The 23,511-nt window shown below is 70.0% G+C and carries 13 protein-coding genes and 3 pseudogenes; 7 read left to right on the forward strand and 9 right to left on the reverse strand.

What is annotated here, in order from left to right:
- The first annotated feature begins 561 nt into the window (after positions 1–561).
- Both ABZ117_RS04350 and ABZ117_RS04355 read left to right on the forward strand, forming a co-directional pair.
- Positions 562–1,316: pseudogene (locus tag ABZ117_RS04350) on the forward strand (DUF5994 family protein).
- A gap of 370 nt (positions 1,317–1,686) precedes the next feature.
- A pseudogene (locus tag ABZ117_RS04355) lies at positions 1,687–2,319 on the forward strand (transposase).
- A 450-nt stretch (positions 2,320–2,769) separates the two neighbouring features.
- On the opposite strand, the gene ABZ117_RS04360 reads toward ABZ117_RS04355, so the two are convergent.
- Together ABZ117_RS04360 and ABZ117_RS04365 are read right to left on the reverse strand one after the other, a co-directional pair.
- Entirely contained in the window at positions 2,770–3,891 is a 1,122-nt protein-coding gene (locus ABZ117_RS04360) for a Gfo/Idh/MocA family oxidoreductase (protein ID WP_356817237.1), read from the reverse strand.
- 290 nt (positions 3,892–4,181) lie between these two features.
- Positions 4,182–5,213, reverse strand: coding sequence for an aldo/keto reductase (locus tag ABZ117_RS04365; RefSeq protein ID WP_356817238.1), 1,032 nt, complete (start codon positions 5,211–5,213; stop codon positions 4,182–4,184).
- Between the two features lie 104 nt (positions 5,214–5,317).
- On the opposite strand from ABZ117_RS04365, the gene ABZ117_RS04370 reads away from it, so the two are divergent.
- Positions 5,318–5,773, forward strand: coding sequence for a MarR family winged helix-turn-helix transcriptional regulator (locus ABZ117_RS04370; protein ID WP_356817240.1), 456 nt, complete (start codon positions 5,318–5,320; stop codon positions 5,771–5,773).
- 905 nt (positions 5,774–6,678) lie between these two features.
- Here ABZ117_RS04370 and ABZ117_RS04375 read toward each other — a convergent pair.
- From ABZ117_RS04375 to ABZ117_RS04385, 3 genes are all read right to left on the reverse strand, one after another.
- Positions 6,679–7,281, reverse strand: a complete 603-nt coding sequence (locus tag ABZ117_RS04375; protein ID WP_356817242.1) for a TetR/AcrR family transcriptional regulator — start codon at positions 7,279–7,281, stop codon at positions 6,679–6,681.
- A 141-nt stretch (positions 7,282–7,422) separates the two neighbouring features.
- The gene (locus ABZ117_RS04380) at positions 7,423–8,814 is read right to left on the reverse strand and encodes an amidase (RefSeq protein ID WP_356817244.1); all 1,392 of its coding nucleotides are present in this window, start codon (positions 8,812–8,814) and stop codon (positions 7,423–7,425) included.
- Positions 8,801–9,007 (reverse strand): hypothetical protein, encoded by a 207-nt coding sequence (locus ABZ117_RS04385; RefSeq protein ID WP_356817246.1) that lies wholly within the window; start codon positions 9,005–9,007, stop codon positions 8,801–8,803. The genes ABZ117_RS04380 and ABZ117_RS04385 overlap by 14 nt, the downstream gene beginning before the upstream one ends.
- 148 nt (positions 9,008–9,155) lie before the next feature.
- Between ABZ117_RS04385 and ABZ117_RS04390 the strand changes: the two genes are divergently transcribed.
- The 3 genes and pseudogenes from ABZ117_RS04390 (at position 9,156) to ABZ117_RS04400 (ending at position 12,609) form a co-directional block, all read left to right on the forward strand.
- A complete protein-coding gene (locus tag ABZ117_RS04390) occupies positions 9,156–10,481 on the forward strand; it encodes an MFS transporter (protein ID WP_356817248.1) in 1,326 nt (441 codons plus the stop codon).
- Between the two features lie 68 nt (positions 10,482–10,549).
- A complete protein-coding gene (locus ABZ117_RS04395) occupies positions 10,550–11,428 on the forward strand; it encodes an MBL fold metallo-hydrolase (protein ID WP_356817249.1) in 879 nt (292 codons plus the stop codon).
- 408 nt (positions 11,429–11,836) lie between these two features.
- Positions 11,837–12,609 (forward strand): annotated as a pseudogene (locus ABZ117_RS04400) (IS5 family transposase).
- Between the two features lie 953 nt (positions 12,610–13,562).
- Here ABZ117_RS04400 and ABZ117_RS04405 read toward each other — a convergent pair.
- Genes ABZ117_RS04405 through ABZ117_RS04420 form a run of 4 tightly spaced genes read right to left on the reverse strand, consistent with a single transcriptional unit; the run spans position 13,563 to position 22,272 of the window.
- Positions 13,563–16,331 (reverse strand): DUF3962 domain-containing protein, encoded by a 2,769-nt coding sequence (locus ABZ117_RS04405; protein WP_356817251.1) that lies wholly within the window; start codon positions 16,329–16,331, stop codon positions 13,563–13,565.
- 31 nt (positions 16,332–16,362) lie between these two features.
- Positions 16,363–19,872 (reverse strand): hypothetical protein, encoded by a 3,510-nt coding sequence (locus tag ABZ117_RS04410; RefSeq protein WP_356817253.1) that lies wholly within the window; start codon positions 19,870–19,872, stop codon positions 16,363–16,365.
- Positions 19,865–21,010 carry a hypothetical protein gene (locus tag ABZ117_RS04415; RefSeq protein ID WP_356817255.1) on the reverse strand — a complete coding sequence of 382 codons (1,146 nt, stop codon included), beginning with the start codon at positions 21,008–21,010 and terminating at the stop codon, positions 19,865–19,867. The genes ABZ117_RS04410 and ABZ117_RS04415 overlap by 8 nt, the downstream gene beginning before the upstream one ends.
- The gene (locus ABZ117_RS04420; protein ID WP_356817405.1) at positions 21,007–22,272 is read right to left on the reverse strand and encodes a PD-(D/E)XK nuclease family protein; all 1,266 of its coding nucleotides are present in this window, start codon (positions 22,270–22,272) and stop codon (positions 21,007–21,009) included. Before ABZ117_RS04420 ends, ABZ117_RS04415 begins: the two co-directional genes overlap by 4 nt.
- Positions 22,273–22,608: 336 nt before the next feature.
- Between ABZ117_RS04420 and ABZ117_RS04425 the strand changes: the two genes are divergently transcribed.
- The gene (locus tag ABZ117_RS04425) at positions 22,609–23,511 is read left to right on the forward strand and encodes a serine/threonine-protein kinase (RefSeq protein WP_356817257.1); all 903 of its coding nucleotides are present in this window, start codon (positions 22,609–22,611) and stop codon (positions 23,509–23,511) included.

The following is a 23,511-nucleotide window of genomic DNA, read 5'->3' on the forward strand; positions in this document are numbered from 1 at the left end:
GCCAGGACATCATGGGGAGTCGAGCGACGGGGCCGTCAGACGGTCTTGTCCTGCGTAGGTGTGATCGACGGGCGATCTACTCGGGTCGAGCCTTGGAACCGAGCGGACCGGCGGCGTGCGAGGCAGCAACCGGTATGAGGCTTCGGATGACATAGGTCGGAACCTGGCCCGGACCTTCGCGGCCCTCTCTCCCGCGACGAGGACGAGACCGGTCCGATCACCGTCGTACGACATACCCTCGACGATGTCAGCGTACTCCTGCCGCTCGGGGCAGCCCGGCGCATCCGAGTGGTGCGGTGGCCACCGGATCCACCGGTCGGCGCCCGACGAGGAGAGTGCTGCCGCGTATGAGGAGCCGCCCATGACGGCCGGCCGAGTCAGAACAACTCCCTAGGCGCCCCCGCGAGTCCGCTGACCGGCGCAGCGTTGGCCTTGCCGTCCGTCGCGACAGCCCGGGGAAGGCCGGCTGACGGCCCGGCAGCTTCGACAAGAGGCGGGCGGCGGGGCCGTGCGGTCACCCTGGTGCATACGTCGGCGAGCGGCCCCTGGCGCTCAGCTCGTGTGGCGAGACCGGTCCGGTCAGCCTACGACGGCCCTCGTTCCTGTCGGAAGGAGTACGTTGGAGACATCGAGGGCATCTCGCACACCGGCTTCCACGCCGGGTCGTCCTCGGTGCGAGGCGAATCCCGGGCCGTACCCCCAAAGGGGCGGCCCGGAGACGGGTCCGCATCATGACCACGACCTCCGAGGCACTGCCGCGGCCTGCACCCGTTACAGCCCCTCCCGCCCGTCTCGTGCTGAAGCCGGACGGCCACTCCCGTGGACTCCTGGACGGCGCCTGGTGGCCGCGCTCGCGCGACCTGCTGCGCGAACTGCCCGCGCTGACCGATGCGCTGGACCGTGTGTGGGGACGCATCACCCGAATCGCCGTCAATCCCGAGTACTGGCCGGTCATCCCGCGCAAGGTGCCCGTCAACGGCCATGTCGTGAAGGTCGGCTGGTTCACGCCGGAGATCGACCCGCACAAGCTGCTGCTGCTCTCCTATGGCACCGGACGCTGGGATCTGCTCGTCGTCCCGCCCGAGACCGGGGCGGTGCCGGCGGCGTGCCTGATGGCGGCCGCGTCCGACTACGACGGTCCGCCGCTGACCGCGAGCGCGCTCATCGCCGCGGCTGGAGCCGGGCGCGCAGCCTCCACGGCTGACCGACCACTCGATCCGGACGAGGCTTGGGAGTACGAGGGCGGTACCTGCGTGCCGTCCGCAGCGGTGCCCGCACAGGCCGGTGAGGTCAGCCGCCTGATCATCGGCATGTGAGACCGCCGCCATGCCTTTTGACGATCGCCGGCCGATGCACATGAACGACGTGCAAGGGCGACGTCCGCGAAAGAGAGGAACCCCAGCCGACGCACGGCTGGGGTTCTCCGAGCGGTGAGTATCGGTCAGCAGGTGAAGTCGCCCGCGCCGTGAACCGCTCGTCTGCGCGCCGGCGGACCGCACGGCACGCGATCACCGTGGATCAGGAAGGTCAGCGCTTCAGGGCAAAGACGCCCGGCCGCCAGGGCAGTTGGTCGTAGGGGCCGCTCGCGGTGGGGGACTTGCCCTGGTAGAGGAACTGAGCGCATCTGAGATGAAAAGGCGTATCGGGTCGCACCCGCATGTCCGCGTTTAGGGCGGCGGCCGGTCGGTGGTCTCCAGGCCGGGCCGCGCTGCTGGTCGAGCCGGTCCGCAAGACCGGTCTGGATGCGGCGACAGCAACGGCATTAGCGCCCTGGCGCGAGGTGCGGGCGGTGCACGATTCCGGCAAGATTCTGCTGGATATGGCGCTTGCGGTCGCCATCGGTGGCGACTGTCTGGCCGAAGTCGGCATGCTGCCGGCCGAGCCGGCCGTGTTCGGGCCGGCGGCCTCCGACCCGACCGTCTCCCGGCTGGTCGACCTGCTCGCCGCGGGCGGCAGGCACACCCTGATCGGACTCGGACTCTGCCACCGCCTGCGGGCACGGGCAGAGGACCGCATCCGGGCTGCCCGCACGACCGGCCTGCGGAACCGGCCCTGCACGACACCACGTAGAACAGGGTCTGGCTGGAGATCGTCCAGACCGCACTCGGCCTGCCGGCCGGGATGCCGGTGCTTGCGCTGAGCGGCAAGACCCGGCTCTGGGAGCCCCGCCGCCTGCGGCTCCGCCTGTTCGGCCCGGCCGGCCAGCTCGTCACCACCGGCAGACGCCGCTGCCTTCGCGTCGCCCGCCACTGGCCCTGGACCCACGTCGTCACCGACGCCCTCCGACGGCTCGACTGCCCAGCGCAGCCTGACCAGTAGCCTTCCCGTCCCTACGAGCAGCGCCATCGTCTCCGGAGCAGTGAAACCCGCCGCCCACCGTCACGACAGCCGGGCCACAGCCCTGCCCGCAATCAGCCATGGAAAGCGAAACAGTCCACCGGTTCCACCGACGGACCGTCACGAAGGGTCGAGGACAACGGTCGAAACGGCGCAGGCTATCGCAGGTCGGAAAGCCTTTGCCGCATGTTCCAAGATCGCCACGCACTCCACGTGCGAGGTCCTCGGAAAGACGTCGGCTGGCGCGACAGTAGACAAAACGCCTGGTGGGAGGCGGGCGGGTTTCAGCTCCTCTCGTCGGCCATCCAGAAGCCGGAGCGTCAGCGAACCAACTGCCTGACAGCCGTCGCGTGCGGGTGATCCCGGGCGAATCGACCAGCGAGAACTGTTCGTCACCGGCTCGGCTCATCCGCCCAAGGCCCACACATCCGCTCACGCTGCCGTCATGACGGATGCGATGCTGCGGTGCCGGGCGACGCCGTGTGCGAAATCTGGCACGCGTGACGTGCCCTCACGCAGGTCGTCCAGGAACTGCCGGTAGGCGTGGGCAACTGCGTAAGCCGGCGCGTCGGTTCGGGGTTCCAGTCGCGGGACGCGAACGTACGATTCCGGCACCGTCATGGGAGCGAGCGCGGTGGACGTTCCGCGACCGCCTTCGAGAGTGACCGGACTGAGCTGTGGGTGGCCGATCGGGGCGGTGAGGACGAGGTCGCCCTCGGTGCCGTTGATCTCCCAGCGGAAGTTGGTTCCTCGGGACATGCCTCCGCGGTAGTGGAAGGTGGCTACCGCTCCGCCCGGCAGCCGTCCCGAGGCCACCACCTGGTCCGCGGCGGTCATCGGCACGGGCTGTCCGCTCTCGGTGTCCACGGCCGACGTACGCCGCGACACCAGTTGGATCCGCAGTTCCTCGGGCTCTCCCAGGACCGACGCGAGTCCGTCGAGAGCGTGGCTGAAGGGAATGGTCAGCAGTGTCGCGCCGTTCGCGGCGTCGAGCACATAGCGATCGTTGGGGCCAACGGTGGCACCCCAAGCGCCGCCGGAGCCGACGACCGTCGTGGACAGCACCTCCCCCACGTAGCCGTCGGCCACGAGCTCCCGTGCGTAGGCGAGGACCGGGTGCGACCGCGCCTGGAGTCCGACGACGGTCGGCACAGCGTGGCTGCGTGCTTGCTGCGCCATGTCCTCGGCCTCCGCGAGCCCGTTGCCCAGCGGCCACTCGCACAGCACGCTCTTGCCGGCGCTCAGCGCCGTCTGCACCAGTTCCCGGTGGTGCGGCACCTTCACCGCCACGACCACCAGGTCCACCTCGTCGCAGGCCACCAGTTGGGCAGCCGTCCCGAAGGTACGGGACACACCATGCTTCTGTCCGGAGCGCTCCGCCGACTGTTTCGAGCTGGCGCTCAGGGCCCTCAGCTCATAACCCGGGACGGCACGCAGGGCAGGCAGGTGAGAGCGCTCGGCCCAGCTACCGTGCGCCCCAAGTCCTATGATCCCTACTCCGATCGGCTTCTCGGACCGGGCCAGCTCGGCAAGCAGTGACTCGGATGTGTTCATGATTCGTCACCTGTTCTTTGTGTGGATGGCACGAACGTCACTCGCAGCGGCATGGAACAGACACGGAAGCGACCCTCACGTGGCCGCTTGATGAGAGGTGGAGCCGCGTGTCGAGCAGGCGCCGGCACAGGAGATTCACGCCTGGTGGGTACCGGGATGAGCGGGTGATGCAGTGGACGGACTCGCAGGACACGGTGCTGCCGTGAGTGTCGCGCTGCTTCCGGCTCGGCTCCCGAACACGCTGACGGAGACCGTGTCGCCGGAAGGCGCGACGCATGCCTGACCACCGGTCAATTCCACATGGGCGCGGACGGCTTCGGGCCACGCTCGCTGTCCAGCAGAGCCATGAGAGTCGCGGCGTAACGGGTCCCGGCTGCCGCGCCGGCCGGGACGGACTTGTCGATCCTGCCGAGGTCAGCCTCGGTCAGGGTGACGTCGGCCGCCGCCAGGGCCTCCTCGATCCGGTGCGGTCGGCGGGCGCCCAGGATGGCCACGATGGTGCCGCGCTCGCGACCCTGGGCGATGACCCAGGCGGTGGCGAGCTGCGCGACGCTGATGCCGTGCGCGTCGGCGAGCGGTCGCAGCCGGTCGACCAGGGCGAGGTTCGTGGCGAGGTTGTCGGAGTGGAAGCGCGGCAGCCAGTGGGTGCGTGGGTCACCTCCCGCGGGTTGTCGGTAGGTGCCGGTGAGCAGACCGTGTGCGAGGACCCCGTAAGCGGTGACGCCGATCCCCAGCTCCCGGCAGGTGTCCAGGATGCCGTTGGTCTCGGGGCCACGGCTGAACAGGGAGTATTCGATCTGTACGTCGCAGATCGGGTGCACGGCGTGGGCACGGCGGATGGTCTCCGGCCCTACCTCGGAGAGCCCGATGTGCCGTACGTATCCGGCCTGGACCAGTTCTGAGATGGCGCCGATCGTGTCCTCGATCGGGGTGTCGGGGGCGAGGCGGGAGGGACGGTAGATGTCGACGTGGCCGGTGCCGAGGCGGCGCAGCGAGTAAGCGAGCGCGTTCTTCAAATGGGCGGGACGGCCCTCGATGCCGACGAAGTTTCCGTCGGGGCCGCGCAGGCCGCCGAACTTGACGCTCAGGAGCGCCCTTTCGCGATCGCCGTCGCGAAGGGCGCGGCGGATGAGGTCCTCGTTGTGGCCCATGCCGTAGAAGTCGGCGGTGTCGAGGAGGGTGACGCCGGCAGCGAGGGCCGCGTGGATCGTGGCGATGGCGTGGGCCTCGTCAGCGGGGGCGGTGTGGTCGGACATGCCGGCGCAGCCCAACGCGAGGGGAGTGACTTGCGGGCCGCCGGTTCCGAGGGTTCGGGTTCGCATGAATCCTTCCGCGGGTGGAAGTGACGAGCGCGGCCGTCAGGGGCCGATGGAGCGGCAGCCACCTGTTAGCGTTGACATCTCAACACTAGAAAGGGTGCGTTGACATGTCAACATCGGACGGCGGGGCTTCCGAGCCGGACGACGCCATGAGCGAGGCCGCACTGGATCCCGTCGGCCTCTGGTCCGCCTTCAAGCGCGCCCACGAGATCGTCCGAACCCGTGTGATCGCGGACGCCGCCGATGCGGCGGGCCTGTCCGAGCCGGACCTGACGATCCTCGTCACTCTGGACAAGGCGGGGGGATGCCTGCGCCAGAGCGAGCTCGCCGCGTCGCTCGGCTGGGACCGCACCCGCATCTCCCACCAGCTCACCCGCATGAGCAAGCGCCGACTCGTCACCCGCGAACGCGCCGACGGTGTCACCGTCGTCCTCACCGACCCCGGACGCCAGGCCATCACCGCCGTGCACCCCGGCCTGGACGCCGCGGTACGCCGCCACTTCACCGACAGGCTCTCCGGGCAGGAGATCGAAACACTGAGTTCTGTCCTGCGCCGGCTGTAGCCGCCGGAACGGAGGCCGACAAGCCGCAGGGGCGCGGTCACCGGCCCCGACCAGTCGGCCCTGCCCCCTCTGCTCGACTTGCTGCGCGCCAGCGAGTACGCGTAGGACGCAGCCCCCTGCTTCCATGAACCAGCATCTTGAACTATCCGGCGTCCGGGACATCGCCGACCACGCGCCCCCGATCTCCACTCGCCTGGGCCACCGCGGCCTGATCCCTTCGGCCCGAACGGAGCGCGTCCTCGCCCCCGGTGCCGGGGGCGCCTGCGGCGGAAGGGGCGGGCAGCGCTCCATGAGCCCGTCGGCGCCGGCGGTGCACACCACCTGTGCGACCCTTCGCCGGGGAACACACGACGACCTCTTCAACGGCGGGCGGCAGTACCGGCGTCCCGCCCGATGACGAGCCATCACAACGAGCGTCAACTGAGCGTCGAGGCGCTCGGCCTCTCTTCGTACCGAGAGGAGGAGAGACCGCACCGCCATCCCGGACACCCCCTGGAACGCCGGGTCAGACGCGCTCCCCGCATACGACGCGCTTCACGTCGTGCGCTGCGGGAAACAGGTCAGCGCTGCCGCCAGGAACCTGAGGGCCAGGAGAACACAGCAGGTCAGGCGCTCTTTGTACTCGGCTCCAAGATCGCCACGCACTCCACATGATGCGTCATCGGAAAGATGTCCCGGCAGGATGGATCTCGCACAACACCAGGCCAGGGGCCGTTTTCTGCTCCACCGAAGGGCCCTTCGTGCGCGCGGAGCGTCAAACGGGCGTCACGCCCAAGGGCTACGTCCTGGTCGGTCATTGCCGGGGATCAGTACCCCTGCCAGTACAGCCAGCCGTTTGGCCTCCACGGCCCGGTGGCCGGACCGCCCGATGAGCGAAGTGGTCAGCTGTCGGGTTTCTTCGAGCGTCACGGGGCGGCGGCCCGGGTGGGGCGAGCGCCGGCCTCGATCTGCTGGGCGTACACGGCGTTCGTCACGAGCTCGCGCGCGTATGCGGCGTCCAGTCGGCCGGGGCGGAAGAGGATACGGTACATGATCGGCGCCACGACACGGTCGATCAGCAGTTCCGTCTCGGGCACCGGCTCCCCCCGCTGCACCGCACGGGCCAACACGACGTCGATCTGCTCCGCGGCATACGCCGAACACTGACCGGCATTGGTGCCGTCGGGGTCGCCGAGCAGGGCGTCCCGGATGTAGGCGCGCCCGGGCGGTGAGGCCATCTCGTCGAGGAACTGTTCCGCCCACGCGTCGAGATCGGCCCGCAGGCTTCCGAGATCGGCCGGATCCGTTTCCGGGCGCAGCCGTTCGACGGCCACGTCGGACATGAGTTCCTGCAGGTCGCCCCAGCGACGGTAGATCGTGGAGGGAGTCACGCCCGCCCGAGTGGCCACCATCGGGACCGTGAGCGCGTCGCGGCCCACCTCCCCTACGAGTTCACGTACCGCCGCATGGACGGACTCCTGTACGCGTGCGCTGCGCCCGCCGGGGCGGGCCATGGGCTTGGGACTCATGCGATCCACCTTAATGCGAATTTGTTGCTTCTAGGCGGTGGCTGGCGTCGGCGACCCGCAGGGCTGCGTATCCGGGCGCCCGAGCACGGCGGACGCCCTGCGGCGACGCGACCGCATGCCGGTTGGAACGTCCGCCTCCCCTCAGGCGGCGAGGGGAGCAAGCCGCCCCGCGCCGGCCACCGACTCCTCGTAGACCCGGCCCACACGGAGCACCGTCGCGTCGTGGAAGGGGCGCGCCATCAGCTGCATACCGATCGGCAGTCCGGCGCGGTCGTGACCGACCGGCAGGGTGAGGGCCGGGACGCCGGTGATGTTGGCGGGGGCACAGAGGCGGACGTAGCTGTCCGACACGGCCTCGGTCGCGCCATCGGCCCACTCGACGGCTTCCTGCCCCGCCTCGGCGGCGGTCATCGGCACCGTCGGCGCGGCGAGGACGTCGATTCCGTCGAACATGCGGGCCCAGGCGTCTCGCATCATGGTGCGGGCCCGCTGGGCGCGGAGGTAGTCGCCCGCAGAGGTGAGTTCGCCGGCCTCCAGCAGGATGCGAACGTCCGCCGCGTACAGGTCGGGGGTGGCGCGCAGCGACCGCTCGTGGTACGCGGTGGCCTCGGGAACCATCAGCCCCCACTGAACGGCCTGGATGTAGCGCGCCATCGGGATCTCGACGTCGACGAGCTCCGCCCCCAGTTCCGCCAGCCGCTCGATCGCGCCGCGTACGGACTCCTCGACCTCGGGCGTGACCCGGTCGAAGTAGTGGTTCCGCGGTACGCCGACCTTCAGTCCTCGCAGGTCGCCTCCCGGGAAGCGGTCCGGCATGGGGCCGGACACGCTCGCCGGGTCGCGCGGGTCGTGGCCGGCGGTCGCCGACAGCACCAGCGCGACGTCCTGGACGGTGCGGGTGAGAGGGCCCACGTGGTCCAGGGACCAGGACAGCGAGGTCACGCCTGTGCGTGGGACCAGGCCGTAGGTCGGCTTGAGGCCCACCACGCCGTTCAGGGCCGCGGGGACCCGGATGGAACCGCCCGTGTCCGTGCCCATGGCGAACGTCGCCCCGCCGGCGGCGACAGCCACCGCCGAGCCGCCGCTCGACCCGCCCGCGACCCGGCTGTGGTCCCAGGCGTTGTTCGTCTGCGGAGTGGTCAGGCCGTAGGCGAACTCGTGCGTGTGCGTCTTGCCCAGGAGGACGGCCCCGGCGGCGCCGAGCCGTTCGGCCACCCGGCTGTCGCGTTCCGCCACGTGCCCTGCCCGGACGTGCGAGCTCGCCGTGGTGGGCATCCCCTCTGCGTCGATCAGATCCTTGAGCGCCATGGGGATCCCGTGCAGCGGCCCGCGCGGTCCGCTTGCGGAGATCTCCCGTTCGGCGCGGACCGCTGCGGCCAGGGCCGCGTCGGCGGCGACGGTGACGTAGGCGCCCAGCCGTCCTTCGACGGCGTCAATACGGGCGAGCACCGATTCGGTGAGTTCGACGGGGGACAGCTCCCGTGCGCGCACCGCACGGGAGGCTTGGGTCAGCGACAGCTCAAACGGTTGCATCGGCGTTCCCCTGTCCGGCTCGGTAGGAGGACGCGGGAGGGGTCTCGCCGAAATCGAGCTCGCGCAACGTGCTGAGCACGGAATGGATGTAGTTGGCCGTCATGGCCACTTCTTCATGTCGGCCGTCCCCGAGGGGGAGCCCCGCCCGCAGCGCCCCTCGGGCTGCCTCTTGGGGGGTGAGTTCGCTGGTCATGACTTCCTTCCGGATCTGTGCGGCGCGACGGGCCGGAGCTGGTGCAGGACCTCCGACCACCGTAAAAGCGAATCATTTGCTTTAGTCGATCGTAAGACCTACGGTGCCTTAAAGCAAACCAATCGCTTTTAGCGCAGGAAGGATCCCCATGCAGAGCGTCCCCGCGGGCCTCACGCCTCCCCGTACCTCCCCATCCGGACGCCTGCCGTTCGCATTGCACACCTCGATCCTCATCGCGCTGCTCGCCGCATCCAGCGCGCCGACCCCGCTGTACCCCCACTACCAGGCTCAGTGGCAGTTGTCGGCCCTCGACATCACGGTGGTCTTCAGCGCCTACGCTCTGGCACTCCTGATCGCACTGCTGACGACCGGAACCCTTTCCAACCATGTCGGACGCCGCCCCGTGCTCCTGGGCGCGCTCGCGGTCCAGGTCGCCTCCATGGCACTGTTCGCGACGGCCGACGGCCTGACCACCCTGATCGGCGCCCGCGTGCTGCAGGGCATCGCGACCGGCGCGGCGACCAGCGCAGCAGGTGCGGCTCTCCTCGACCTGGAAGACCCCGCCCGGCCGGGGCGCCCCGCTCTGGCCAACAGCATCGCGCCGGTGACGGGCATGGCGGCCGGCGTCCTGGCAGCCACCCTCATGGTGCGCTTCGCCCCCGTTCCGGCGATCACGGTGTACGCGGCCCTGATCGCCGTGTTCGCCGCGCAGGCCATCGCCCTGGTCTCGACGTCCGAGACCGTCCGCCGCCGTCCCGGAGCACTGCGCTCGACGCGGCCCCACCTGGCGCTGCCGCCGGCGGCCGCCCACGCTCTGCTGCTCAACGGCGCCGGCGTCGTCGCCGTCTGGGCACTCGGCGGCTTCTACTCGTCCCTGGGACCGGGCTTCACACGGCTCATCTCCCCGGGCGAACCCGAATACGCCGGCGGCCTGGTCTTCTTCACGCTGACGGCCGTCGCCGCCCCGACGGTGTACTTCACGCGCAGGATGCGTGCCGGCGTCTCCGCTCTTCTCGGGAGCTGCGCGGTGATTCCGGCGGCCGCCCTGTCCCTGGGTGCCCTGTATCTCGCCGACCCCGTACTTGTCTTCACCGGGGCGGCGCTGGCCGGGTTCGGCTTCGGAGCCGTCTCCCAGGGTGCGCTGCGCGCGGTCGTCGACTCGGTTCCGGCCGGGGAGAAGGGCGGCACGCTCGCCTCCTATTACGTACTCAGCTACCTGGCGATGAGTCTGCCCGCCATCGGCGCCGGCGCCCTCACCGCCGGCTTCGGACTGCGTGCGGCAGCACTGGCCCATGCCGGCTGCGTGGCCGTACTGGCGACCGTCGCAGTCGCGACCCTGACCGCGCCGCTGCGCAGTCGGCGCCGGCCACCGTCCGCGGGCGCCCACTCCCGCCCGGCAACGAGCAACTACACATCCGCCTCACCCGAGACACCCGCTCCAGACATCTCCGTCCTCGCGACCGACAACAGATAAGGAAAGTCGCCGTGTTCACCTCATCGCAGACGACCAAGTCCACTACTCCCCCCGCCTCTTCCTGGACGGTGGGCAACCACACCGTACGACGCATCGACGAAGTGGCCCTGCCCGCCCGGACCGGTCCGTGGCTGCTGCCCGGGGCAACCACCGACCTCGTGAGCCGGACTCCCTGGCTGAGCCCCGAATTCGCCGACGAACAAGGCGTCCTGCGCCTGGCGAGTCACAGCTTCGCCGTCGAGGTGGACGGCATGCGGGTGCTGGTGGACACCGGCATCGGAAACGGGAAGCGGCGCTCCAACCCCGCCTGGCACAACCTGAACAGTGACTACGAAGCACGGCTACGGGCGGCGGGCTTCGCGCCGGAGAGCGTCGACGTCGTGGTCCTGACCCACCTCCACACCGACCACGTGGGGTGGAACACGCGTGCCGAGGGCGACGCCTGGGTGCCCACCTTCCCGAACGCGCGCTATCTCACCTCACGCACCGAGTGGGACTACTGGGCGGGGGTCGACATGGAGGAGGCGCGTCGGCAGATGTTCCGGGACTCGGTCCATCCCGTCCGGGAGGCAGGTCTGTTCGACCTCATCGATGTCGCTGACGAGGGCACGGACGTCGCGCCGGGCATCCGTCTACTGCCCACCCCCGGCCACACACCGGGACAGGTGGCGGTGGAACTGAGCAGCCGTGGCGAGACCGCACTGGTCACCGGCGACAGCATCCACCACCCGGTCCAGATGGCGCATCCGGAGCTCTGCAGCTGTGTGGACATCGCTCCCGAACTCGCGGCCAGGACCCGGAACCAGGTGCTCGCCTCACTGGCCGGTACGTCAACTCTCCTGCTGGGAAGTCACTTCCCGCCGCCGACCGCCGGACACGTGCGACGCGAGGACGGCGGGTACCGACTGGCCCCGGCTCCCTCAGGGGTCACGCCCATCGGCGGCTGAAGCGGATCGAAGCACCCGGGACGAGCCGCGCACCGAGTCGCACCGAGTCCGTGCGGGTGACGTCCTGAGCGTCCGCGACCGGACGGCCCGGGAGCGGATGTGAGACTCCTCCGGCATGCGCTCCGTCGTCACCGATGGTGCCGGAGGAAGTGATGACCGATCACCGGCTTGCGCCCTTTGCGTAAGCCGGCTGTCGGCTGTCCCACGTGGGCGTCAGTCACGCCGACGCGTCGCGAACGAGGGCAACCTGCCGGCCCCACTCGCCCCTCGTCGGCCGAGCAACGCGACCCTGCTTCAGTGAGCCCTTTCCAACCTGCCTGTGGAGTGCCGAAGTTGGGCTGACAACGTGGTGAAGCCCCTGGTAGATGGGTTTTCTACCAAGAGAACCGTCTCCACCAGAGGCTTCACGTGCTTGTTTACCCGTCGGGCGTCGACGTGTCCAGCTCTGCCCTCCGCTTCCTCACACAGCAGTTGCGGCAGCACCGCCGTGCGATCGGTTCCCGTTGGCGGCGCCTGAGCGCCGGCCGCCAGGCTTTGCTGACACTCGCCCATCTGCGGGTGGGGCACACGTATGCCCAGCTCGCGGCCGGATTCGGCGTCGGAACCACGACGGCCTACCGCTATGTCACCGAGGCTGTCGAGCTCCTGGCCGCCCTTGCCCCCATCCTGGCCGACGCGGTGCGGACTGCGTCGGTGAAGGCGTTCGTGATCCTGGACGGGACGCTGCTGCCGATCGACCGCATCGCCGCGGACCGGCCGTTCCACTCGGGCAAACACAAGAAGCACGGGATGAACGTGCAGGTCATCGCCGACCCGTCAGGGCGCCTGCTGTGGGCCTCACCGGCCCTGCCCGGCGCCGTCCACGACGTCCGTGCGGCCCGCGAGCACGGCATCGTCGACGCCCTCGCCGAGGCCGGCATCTCCTGCTGGGCCGACAAGGGATACCAGGGCGCCGGAGGCACGGTCCGTGTTCCCTACCGCGGCCGGTGGGAGACGCTCTCGGCAGGCCAGCAGGCCAGCAGGCCGTCAACCGGTCCCACGCAAAGATCCGGGCCCTCGTCGAGCAGGCCGTCGCCGCCCTCAAGTCCTGGCGGCTTCTCCGCAAACTGCGGTGCTCGACCACCCGGATCACCAGCCTCGTCCAGGCCGTCCTCACCCTTCATCTGACCAGCTCAGAGTGAAGATGGAAAGGGCTCACTCATGACCGAGGTGGTCTCCGACGAGAAGAGCATCTCCGTGTCCGGGAAGTAAGGTGTCCCGCACGGAGCGCCACCCGACGATACACAGCGCCCGCCGGCCTTCGGCGGCGACAGCCACCGGCTCTCCGCTTGGTTCACACACGCGGCATCGATCGTGACGATCCGGGGTTCCGTTGGAGGACCTTCCCTGACAGAGCAACGGCCGCGACACGCGTCAGACCGGCACAGTCAAGGCTGCGGCGCAGCCACCGACCGGGCGAGTGCGGGTCAGAAGCAGAACGCAGACACCCCGGCACTCGAACGGCGACGTGTCCTGGGAACAGGACTGGCGTCGAGCACGGCATCCAGGCCCACTGCAGGACGGCTTCCTGGCGAGCCGACCAGCGATGGGGCCACGAGCTGCGGCACGCCGAGCACCTGACATCCCGACAGAACGAGCGTCGAACCAGCGTCAAGACCGCCTGCGCCGTCTCTGCGAAGACCGGAGGATCAGTACTCGCCGATCCCCAGTCGCCACCCGAAAGCGCAGGTCAGCACCCGACCCCGGCAAGCAGCACGTTCCACGTCGTGCACTTCGGAGAACAGGTCGAGGAACCACCGGCGATCCTCAGCAATCCAGAGAAACAGCAGGTCAGAGTCTCTTTGCTGCAGGCTCCAAGATTGCCACGCACTCCACGTGAGAAGTCATCGGAAGCATGTCACCCGGGTGAACTCAGAGAAAGCCGCAGGTCAGGTCCGTCCCTCGTCTCCGTCTTGGGGCCACCAGGTGCGAAGAGCGTCAAACGAGCGTCACGGCGGACGCCCAGTGATCCCAGCAAGGAGTGCACCAGACGCCGTCCCCGTGGTCAGGTTCAGGCTTCGGCGCTCACAGGAGGGAAGCATTGATCCTTATCAGCGTCGATCGTTTGGGACGCCCCATTCAGGCGGCACCTCGCTCAGGAAGCGGATGACGTACTCCCCGCTGACTTCGTTCCGGCCACCGGAAGCACGTACTCACCGGCGAGACGCGCCCAGTGCAGCGGGAGAGGCCGGGCGAGCGGCGGGTAGTCGTCGTGGTAACGCAGCTGGTGCGTGAGCGTCGCCCACTCCGCCGGCCGGTCGGGCGGGTCACCCGCACGCCCCGAGTCCGTCAGCGCCTTCTCCGACAGACAGCCGAGCACGGTGATCTCCAGTTGCCCGGGGTTCCACGCGGTCTTCCCGGGCGCTGTCCGGCCCTGTGCCGTGGGCACCAGCTTCATGAGCCCCTTCGGCAGTTTCGCCACCGTGTGCGGCTTCGAGGCCGTACTCGCGAAGACACGGCCCTCCGTATCCGCCGTCCCCCACACACCCTCGGCGAAGCCGACCCCGTCCTCGGTGTCGTGGGCGTACCACTCCGCCACTTCGCCCCGGGCGTTGGCGTCCCGTACGAGCAGCACCCGCAGGTCATGGCCGTAGAGCGTGTGCCGCTGGGCGGGTTCGGCCCCGAAGCCGAGCGTGTCGCGGTCCAGTGCACCGTTGCGCAGGCCAGGCCAGCACTGGCGCAGATTGCCGACGTCCGCCAGCAGCAGCGTCGGGCGGTCGCGGAGCTGGAAGAGCAGTGCCCGGATCTGCCGCTCGGTCTCCCGCTGCCTGTCCTGCTCCACGCCCGGGCGGGCAGCGGGCCGGGATCCTCCCGGGGCTGCCGAGTCATCGACGAGCTTCCCCGTGCCGGTCTCCTTCCCGCCGCTCGCCGCCGGTTCCCGTGCCTGGGAGAGCAGCAGCAACAGCTTCGGATACGGCACCCATTCGGCTCGTTCTGCGTCCCACCCCTCGATGACGCCCGGTCCGTCCCCGGGGCGCACCCGCACCGCCACCAGCCGGTGGACGGGGCATCGCGTGGGCCCCTTCCTGGTGTGGCGTACGAGCCAGAGCGCCGCGTACTGAAGGTCGCCCGGAATGCCGGCTCCCACCCGATGGGCGGGCGGGCTGATGGCGCCCAGCTGCCGGAAGGCGTCCAGCCAGGTCCACCTGGCCCGGTGTTCCAGAGCGCTGTCGGTGTCGTCGGGCGAGTTCATGAACTGGGTCAGCCGTCCCTGCCGTGCCCAGGCGATGCGCAGCGCGTGCTTGGGGTCGGAGTCCGGGACGGCGGCGAAGCGCTCCTTGCCGGCGATTTCCGTGATCACGACTCCGGCCCCGCCGAGGAGCGGGCCCGCCCGGTCCGCCACGAGCCCGCAGCGCCCTTCGATGGCCTCGGCCAGCCGGACGGCCCTGAGGCGCCCGCGGGCTCGGGTGGTCGGCAGGGCGTCGGCCAAGGGTCCCGCGGGCCGGGCCCGGACGCGGATGTCGACCCCCTTGCACTGCCACTGCCAGGTCTCCCCGTCGGCCGACGGCACTTGCTGCCCGGCGGGAAGACCAATGAGCTTGGGCAGCTCGGCGAGCAGCGCCGCACGGGTTTCCGGGGACTGCCAGAAGACGTCGATCTCCAGGGGGCGGCCGTTCAGTGCGCGTGTCAGCGCCGCCCGCCGTTGCAGAGCCAGCTGGGCGTCGCGGACGCCCGGGACGCGTCCGGCGCCAGAACGGGGCAGCAGGGAGGGTGTGTTGCTCCGGGAGACGCGCGTGAGGTCGGGGACCCGGGTCAGCAGGGGGCGCAGCCCTTCCTCGACCCAGGCGTCCAGATCCGCCCGCTCCCGTGGCATCAGCCCGGGTCCAACCTCGTGCGGGCCGATCGACGGGTGGTAGACGATGCCGGCGGCCACGTCCCCGGAACCGTTGATCCAGCGTTCGGGGTCGGAGAAGAGCGCTTCGGGCCGGGGATAGTTGCGCACGATGTCCAGCTCGGGCACGAGCGGTGCGGGGCTGTGCCAGCGCCAGGCCAGTTCCTTCGACCGCCGGTCGTAACCCAGCGTGTTCACCATCAGCCGGTGGCCCCGGTCCGGCCCTTCCGGCCACGGCAGTGGAGCGTCGAGCAGGACGGTCGTACCGCCGAGCTGGTGGGGGCGTACGTCCAGTCGGGTGGCCCACCGGCGTACCTGGGTGGACACATGGACGCGGAACCGCGGGGCGAACGGCACGGTGTGGACGGTGATGGTGAGGCAGGCCGAGTAGTACCAGGTCTGCCGTCGGCGCTCGTATCGCTGAGGCGGCCAGGAGACAAGTCGCGCGCCGTCACCCGAGCTCTCGACGCGGAAGTGGAGTGTGGTGCCGCCCGTGCGGAACGTCCGGGCGGCCAGCCGGAAGGCGATCCACTCGGGCAGCAGGCTGTAGAGCCGCGCGGCGGGTTCGGCGGTTCCGCCCGCCGAGAGCACGCTCTCGGCGAGGTCGACCGGTACCGTCTCCCAGTGGGGCAGACGTACCGTCTCGGCCGGGTCACCGGAGCGGAGCCTCTCCTCGAGATCGGCGCCCTCCGAGTCGTCGTCCTCCCGGTGCATTCCCGCCGCCCACGCTCCTACCACCGGGGCCAGCACGTCCGGCGGGACGGCTTCCCGCGCGTAGAGCCACGGCAGACGGCCATCCGTCCCGGCGTTGCGGCCGGTCGCGATGACGCCTGGCGCCATCGCCTGGAGCAGGGAGTTGAGCCTGCGCACGGGGAGCCGGTGGGGGTGGACGGAGTTCTTGTCCGCCTCGGCATGCATCCCGGTGAGCTCGGCGTGCAGGTCCTCGCCGAGCCGCAGCACTTTCATCTCCTCCCGCCAGGGTCCGTGGAGCGGGTCGGGTTCGTAGGCCGCGACGCGAATGTGGTGGTACACGGAATTACCTCCTGGGACAGGGGTTCGGCGCTTACGGGTGGGCGGGTACGGCGGCGAGCAAGCGGGTGAGCATGCTGCGCAATGGCGCGTACAGGGCGCGGACGATGAACTGCTCCTCCGCGGTCGTCGTGCCGCCGTCGAAATACGGGTCCAGGACGGCGAGGACGCTGTGCAGCAGACTGGATTCGGGGGTGTCGGGCCGCGCCGGTACGGCGCCGCGGTTGGGGGCGAAGGCGGCGTCGACGAAGACCACCCGGGCCGGTACGCCACCGCGTACCAGTCGCCCGATCACCTGCCACAACAGGACCAGCATGTCCCAGGTGACCTGTTCCCGTACATCGTCGTCGAGACGGCTCCACGCCATCGAACGAGCGAGTACCTGGTACCAGTACGAACGGGCGAGGCGGCGGAACTCCTCCGCTCCTTCCTCGACGGTGGGTTTTCCCTGTACCAGGGTGGCGAAGTCACCGCCGGTGACGGCGCGGACGACCCAGTCGTTGACGGCATTGACGGCCAGGTGGAGGTCCTCTGGGTGCGGATGGGGCCGTGCCAGGAAGTAGACCGTGCCGATGGCCGCCTCGTCGTCCTCGTTGAGGATGTTGTGGCCGCGTTCCAGCGCGAGCAGGGGCGCCACCAGGATGTCCGCCTCGAGGTCCTTCAGGTGCTCGACGTCGCCCCGGCGCAGTGATCGGGCGTGGTAGGCGGACGGCGCCTCGTCCTCCGCGGTGATCTCCTCGTCGTCCGACACCAAGCACAGCACCTTGTTGCGCCAGCGGACGTTGAGGTTGTGCAGTGTGTCGGCCACCACACGTGCCTCGGCATAGCTGCCGACCAGCAGAAGGATCTGGTCGCGCCCTGGAGGAAGAGAGAGCAACTCCTGCTGGAGCGGACCACCTTCAGTGACCTCGTACTCGTCTCCGCCCTCGCCTAGATGGCACGCGATGCGGCGCAACTTCTCCGGGCGGTCGTCCGGATGGGTTCCCGACATGCGCAGTTTCTCGTCGCCGTCGTCGATGAACTCGAAGCGCATGGAGCTCTCGTTGGCGATGCGTTCGGTCACCTCGGCCGACGGTTCGATGACCACACCGACCGGGACGCAGACGTGGTAGCGGCTGGACGCGCCGGCCCAGCTGCTGCCCGACATGAGCAGCAAGTGGGCACCGGGCCTGCCGTCGACGGAGGTGAGATCGGGGATGGCGCGCAGCAGCTCACGTCCGACGCCGCTGCACCGGAAGAAGGTCAGTTCGCCACTGCGGACTCCGCCCTTGTCCTCACCCGGGACCCGGAACTGGAAGCCGAGCACATTGCCCATCGGGGCCTCGGGCACCATCGGGCCGTAGTTGAGCGGCCGGCGGTACATCGTGTTGAAGCCCAGGCTGAGGGCGGCCTCGACGCGGGGCCACATGGCGTTGATCATGGCGAGCCGTGGTTCCAGGGCGCTGAGCAACAGTGCGAACTCGAAGCGCTCCGCGAGTTGGTTCCGCCATTCCTCGGGAGTCTGGGGCGGAGGCTTGGGCTTCCTGCGGCGTCCGCGCTTCTTCTCCTGTTCCTCCTCCTCGCGCCGCCACTCGTCGTACGTCTCTTGGTACTTCCGCTGCCGGGCAGCCATGTACTTCGGGTCGATGGCGAAGACCTCGTCCATGACCTCGGTGAGGCGGCGCCGGGTGTTCTCCGGGTTGCCGGTGTGGAGCAGCTCGTTGAGGAGGGCGGTCAGCTGGCTGAAGTCCTCCTCCGTCCTACGGTGACGGTCACCGAAGGGGTTGTCCCGGAACGCGTCGAGCAGTTTCCCGAGAGCCTCGCGGGGGGCGTGATGAGGGTGGTCCCGACCGCTGTCGTCGGGGAGTTCGTAGCGTTCGTCGAGGAGCCCCAGCTGGAGCGTCCAGGCGCTGAAGTAGCCCGTCCGCACCCACTTGCGCAGCTCGTACCCGGCGACGAGCATCGCGTACAGCCGGTCGGTGGCCGCGCCTGCGGTGTTGAGGGCGGCGGCGAAGGTCTCGACGTCCCGTTCGGAGAGCTGGGTGCGTCCGCCGGCCGCGAGTTCCCGGATCTTGTGCCGGCTCAGCTGGTCGATGAGGCCCTTGTCCTCGTCGCTGGCGAGGACCACGGCGGGTGCGAAAGTCCGGTCGAGCTGCATCTGGACACGGTCGGCCTCGTCGATGATCACGAGGTCACTACGGCGGCAGGCCAGTTCGAGGAAGCGGATGCGCTCGCCGTTCTGAGGGCGGGGCGGCGAGGCGTCGATCAGCCCGGCCGGGGTGGCCACCCAGATCGAGGCGTCGACCAGCGTGCGGGCTCCGTGGTGACGGGGGCAGGCGGACCAGTACGGGCAGCTCGTCGCCCTCTTCTGCCACTCGGAGTGCCGTCCGTCGCTCGGGTCACGGCGCAGGGCCGACGGGGGTCGGAGCCGGGAGCAGGGTGCCTCGCCGTAGGCGAGTGGTTCGGTCGTCGATGTGGCGCCCTGCCGTCTGACGTTGAGCAGGCAGGACGTGCCGAGGTAGGCGAAGGCGGGGTCGTCGTGGGCGAGCAGTCGGTGCTCGCCCCGGCCCGCCAGTCGGCGGTGCAGCCGCTGGGCGTGCCGCTCGCGGCCGGAGGAGCCGAGCACGGGTGCGGCGGCGCCGTCGGTATAGAGGGCGTAGAGCCGGACGAGCTTCAGCACCTCCGCGACATCGGTGACGACGACGGTGGTGCGCTTGCCCAGCTTGGCGAGATGGACGGCGATGATGTCGCGCAGTGTGCTCTTGCCGGCGCCGACGATGCCGAGCAGGTGCTGGATGCCGTCGACCGTGAAGGTGAAGTCCTCGTCCTTCCTCGTCTTGTGGAAGGTTCCGTTCTCCTTGGTGGACAGGTCGAACGACCGTAACCGCTCCAGCCACCGTGGCGCCCGTCCCTCGCCGAAGCGGGTGTGCTGTGCGTCCATTTCCGCCGCCGTGCGCTCCAGCCCCTCCCTGGTGAAGACAAGGAGCTCGCCGCCGCCGGCCGGTTCCAGGTCCATGTCGTGGGCGACGAGGGGGGTGCGGGGGACCGGCGGCAGGTCGACGACGGCCATGGTGCGACTGACGGGGAAGGCGTGCGGGCCCTGACCCGCGACCGGCAGCCGCTTGCCCGCCAGCGGCGGTGCGGCACGCAGTAGTTGTTCGTAGACGGAGAAGCGGTCGCCGGCGACGGAGAGGTCGCGGCGGGCAGCGGGTGTCTCGGCGTCCGGTACGTCGTAGGCGCGCACCCTGGGGTCGAACCTCTGGTAGGTGTCCAGCGCATCGAGCCAGGTACGGCTCCGGCGCAGCGTCCACAGTGAGTACCGGGCGATACGCAGGGTCTTCGCCGCGTCGGGTGGCAGCGGTGCCCGGTGCGCCTCGGCGAACCCGTACCCGCTGAACAGCACCCAGGCGCTGCCCGCGGGGCTGCCCGGCATCATCTTCTGCTGGAGGTACAGGCCGAGTTCGACCTGGCAGAGGGCTTCCAGCACGGGCTGGGGCACGGAGGACCCCAGAAATGCTTTGAGCGCGTTGAACACGTCGGTCAAGGGCGGGGTGAGGCTACGCATCGTCCTTCTCCTCTCGCCGGGCCTGTCCCAGGTCGGGCACGAGGTCCATGGGGGTGGTGAGCACCAGCCGGTCCCGCAGGAGCACGGGAAGGGCGTCGGTGAAGGCCTGCCGGTAGCCGTCCCGTCCGGCGAGCGCGTCGGGGACCACGACGAGGGTGCGGTCCGCGAGGGGTGTGTTGTCGGTGAGATGGGCTGCGAGGAGCGCCGGCTGCAGGCGGTCGTACACCTGGATGTCCACGATGCGGGGGCCGGTGTCCCAGAGCCGGTAGGCGGGCAGAAGACCGGGCAGGGTCTTGTACGCGACTTCGGCGCGCTCCAGTGCCTCCCGGGCGGCTTCGTCGGTGCGGTGCGGCAGTACGAGGTACCACCGCAGCGAGCGCTGCAGGATCCACGCCTGGTCCGGCTCACGGATGAGCCGCGGAGGGGCGTCGCGCGGGCAGTCCTCCCCCTCGCACCAGACTTCCGCGCCGGTACCGGACGGTCCGGGTACGGGCACGGCACTGTCCCGGGGCAGCGCGGGGAGCTTGCACGAGGGGCAGTACAGGAAGTCTCCGTCGTCGAGCAGGAACTCGGGCAACGGACCGTAGAGGTTCTTGACCCGGCTCCAGACCGCCCTGTTCCAACCCGGCGCGAAGCGGTCCTGCTGGTGGACGACCGGGTGACGCGCCAGGAACGCCCGGCACTGCCGGTAGCGCTCTTCCGTTCCACTCCGCGCGTGCAGGTCCCCGAGGAGCGCGCGGGCGTGTGCCGCCACGCCTCCACCCGGTTCGTGCGAGGCCACCTCGAGACACGACCGGGTCGGCATCCGGCCGACCCGGTGCACCAGCGTGGTGCCCGGCGAGACCAGGGAGGAGGGGACCGCGAAGAGTGAGTCGTCGGACGGCCTGGTCCGGCACCACTCCCACAGCTCCGGAAGACTCCTCGGCGGCGACTCCCCCGCTTCGAGGCAGCGCATCACCGTGTGATCCAGCGCCCGCTGGGCGAGGCCGGGATAGGGCAGGGTGAAGGAGCGGAGCCCTTGGACCTCGGAGAGAGCCGCCACCATGCGGGCGAGTTCGCCGAAGAGGTCGCTGCCCACGCCCTCGGGCGCCTCGCCGGCGTCCGGCCGATCGGCCCGGCCGGCCGACCCCGCCCTCATGCCGCGGCCTCGCTGACGGACGACGCCGTGCACCAGCGGGCCACTTCGCACCGCTCGCAGGAGCGTCCGGGCCGGGCCGCGTACTGGTCGTCACCGTGCCAGTCGGCCACCATCGCCCGCAGTACCTTCTCGGCGGTGACCCGATTGGCCGGGGCGAACGGATCGATGATCTCCAGGTCGGCGCCGCCGGGGTGCAGCACCTCTAGCTCGACCCGGGCGCGGAACGGTTCACCGCCCAGGTCACCGCGGGCGATCAGCACGACGGCCAGGGCCAACTGCGGATAACGCTCCAGCAGGGGGCGGTCGGACCGCCGGTCGGTGACGGAGGTCTTAATCTCGCGCCACACCCATGACCCGGCATCCCGGTAGAGCAGGTCGGGCGCGGCCAGGACCACCACGTCGGCGGTGGTGTCGTGCCGCACCACCCGGGGCTCGGTCCGCACATCCGTGCCGTCCCCGACGTACCGCAGCGGGCAGACCGCGGCGTGCCGCCGCAACAGCAGGGCGCCGAGTGCGCGTTCGTCTGAGGGCAGGTCGAATCCTTGCGGGACCCACTCCTCGGGGACCTCGACCGTGCAGGGCCGAGGCGATCCGTGGGCGTGCCGTTCGGCGAGGTAGGCATGCAAGGCCCGGCCGCGCTCGGCCGTCACCTCGCGTTCGACGGAGTCCGCCGTGGGCAGGTGCAGCCGGCGCATGTGGTCACGCGCCGGGCAGGCTCGGTAGGCCCGCCCGCTGGTGACCGACCAGGTGCGGCGGGGCCGGTCGTGCGCCTCGATGCCCAGCAGTCCGGGCGCTGTGCGCAGGGCCGGGCACACCGACAGGTAGGGGCATCCGCCACAGGCGGACCCCGGGCGGTATTCCCGTCCGTCCAGTACGCCGGCCAAGGCGGCGGGGCCGTGTTCGCGGTACCGGGCGCGCGCCTCTTCCCGGCTTCCCGCGAAGAGCTCCCGCGTACGGCCGTCGAAGAGCGCGAACTCCACGATCCGTACGTGCTCCGGCGGCGGTCCGGGGGCGCCCTCGGCCAGCACCAGGGCGACGGCCGCGGTGAAGCCGTCGGGCGGCAAGTCCCGCAGGCGGTGCACGGGCAGACGAAGTTCGCGGTAGGCACCGTCCGGGGAAGCCAGGCAGCGGCCCCACACGGTGAGGCGGTACTCCTGGGCGTCGCGCGGGTCGGGGCCGGACGGCCGGTAGCGGTACGTCCACGGCTCGGGCACCTCGTGCAGGGGACGTTCCGGGTCGAGGGGGAAGGCCGACTCGTACATCTGCACGCCGTGCTCCGACCAGGTCCGCAGACCGCCGTGCAGGGGCCCGGTACGTGTCCGAGGCGGGCTGCCGGCAGGCCCCGAACGGATGTCGCAGGCAGCCATGAAGGGGCCCAGAGCGAAGTGCTCCAGCCTCTCACGGCGGCGCGGTACGGGGTCGGTGGTGTGGTAGCCGCGGGTCTTGAGAGCGTCAGCGGCGGGGCATCGGAACTCTCCCCCCTTGAACATTCCGGCGGATACCGTGATGACTTCGGAGGTGCGGGTCACCCCGTCGGGGGGCAGCCATGGCTGTGACATTTCCTGCTCCATTTCCGTACGGAGGAAAGGTGGATGACCGTGAGGGAGATCGAGGAGATCGGCGATGTGGAGAGGCGCTACGAAGTGCTGGACATGGTCGGCGACGGCGGCCAAGGCGACCTTTTCCTCGGGCGTGACCGCAACAGCGGGCAGAAGGTGGCGTTGAAGCTTCAGAAGGCCCGGGACCTCGGACCCGAGAGCGATTTCCACTGGGCCGGCGATGAACTCCTCAAAGAGGGATCACGCATGATGATGCTGACGGGAATCCAGGCGATTCCCGAAGTCATCGCCACGGGGACACACCGGCGACGCCGGTGCCTGGTCATGGAATTTGTCGAAGGGCACCAACTGCAGAAGGTCCTGTCGGCGGCCCTGCCCGTTAAGGATCCTGGGACCGTTGCGGCCGTCATCGGCCAACTGTGCGAAATTCTGGCAGAAGTCCACGACCGGAATCTGGTGCACTGCGATCTCAAGCCCGAGAACGTCATCGTGCAGCCGGACGGCCGTCTCCGGCTCATTGACATGGGCCACGCGGTCGTGGCGGATCAGAAGACGGAAGACGCACGCGGCACGCGCGGCTGGGCCTCCCCCGAGCAGTCCGACGCGTGCCCGTCAGGTCTGACGCGGCAAGCGGACATCTTCGCACTCGGCTGCATCCTGCTGGAGATGACCGTGATGCGCCTGCCCTACGGCGGACAGGACGAGCGGGCGGAAGAGGGCACCCCGGTGCTGCCGGCCGACCGGCTCGCCAAACTACCCCCGGAGTTCGCCTCCCTGGCGCTGTGGATGGTCCGGTGGAAGGCGGCGGAGCGCCCCGCGGATGTCCGTGAAGTGTTCGATCGGCTCCGCTGCTACCTACCCCAGATCGGCTCGCAACGGCCATCGAAGCCCCTGCGCCCGGACCCGACCGAGTACTACCGCACGCATCCGCCCCGGCTTTGA

This window comes from Streptomyces sp. NPDC006309 (assembly GCF_040613095.1).
GTDB lineage: Bacteria > Actinomycetota > Actinomycetes > Streptomycetales > Streptomycetaceae > Streptomyces.

What these genes read in the sequence shown, in the direction of transcription:
- ABZ117_RS04360 (WP_356817237.1), bottom strand. Translation starts at nt 3,891, where the DNA reads ATGAACACATCCGAGTCACTGCTTGCCGAGCTGGCCCGGTCCGAGAAG.
- ABZ117_RS04365 (WP_356817238.1), bottom strand. Translation starts at nt 5,213, where the DNA reads ATGCGAACCCGAACCCTCGGAACCGGCGGCCCGCAAGTCACTCCCCTC.
- ABZ117_RS04370 (WP_356817240.1), top strand. Translation starts at nt 5,318, where the DNA reads ATGTCAACATCGGACGGCGGGGCTTCCGAGCCGGACGACGCCATGAGC.
- ABZ117_RS04375 (WP_356817242.1), bottom strand. Translation starts at nt 7,281, where the DNA reads ATGAGTCCCAAGCCCATGGCCCGCCCCGGCGGGCGCAGCGCACGCGTA.
- ABZ117_RS04380 (WP_356817244.1), bottom strand. Translation starts at nt 8,814, where the DNA reads ATGCAACCGTTTGAGCTGTCGCTGACCCAAGCCTCCCGTGCGGTGCGC.
- ABZ117_RS04385 (WP_356817246.1), bottom strand. Translation starts at nt 9,007, where the DNA reads ATGACCAGCGAACTCACCCCCCAAGAGGCAGCCCGAGGGGCGCTGCGG.
- ABZ117_RS04390 (WP_356817248.1), top strand. Translation starts at nt 9,156, where the DNA reads ATGCAGAGCGTCCCCGCGGGCCTCACGCCTCCCCGTACCTCCCCATCC.
- ABZ117_RS04410 (WP_356817253.1), bottom strand. Translation starts at nt 19,872, where the DNA reads ATGCGTAGCCTCACCCCGCCCTTGACCGACGTGTTCAACGCGCTCAAA.
- ABZ117_RS04415 (WP_356817255.1), bottom strand. Translation starts at nt 21,010, where the DNA reads ATGAGGGCGGGGTCGGCCGGCCGGGCCGATCGGCCGGACGCCGGCGAG.
- ABZ117_RS04420 (WP_356817405.1), bottom strand. Translation starts at nt 22,272, where the DNA reads ATGTACGAGTCGGCCTTCCCCCTCGACCCGGAACGTCCCCTGCACGAG.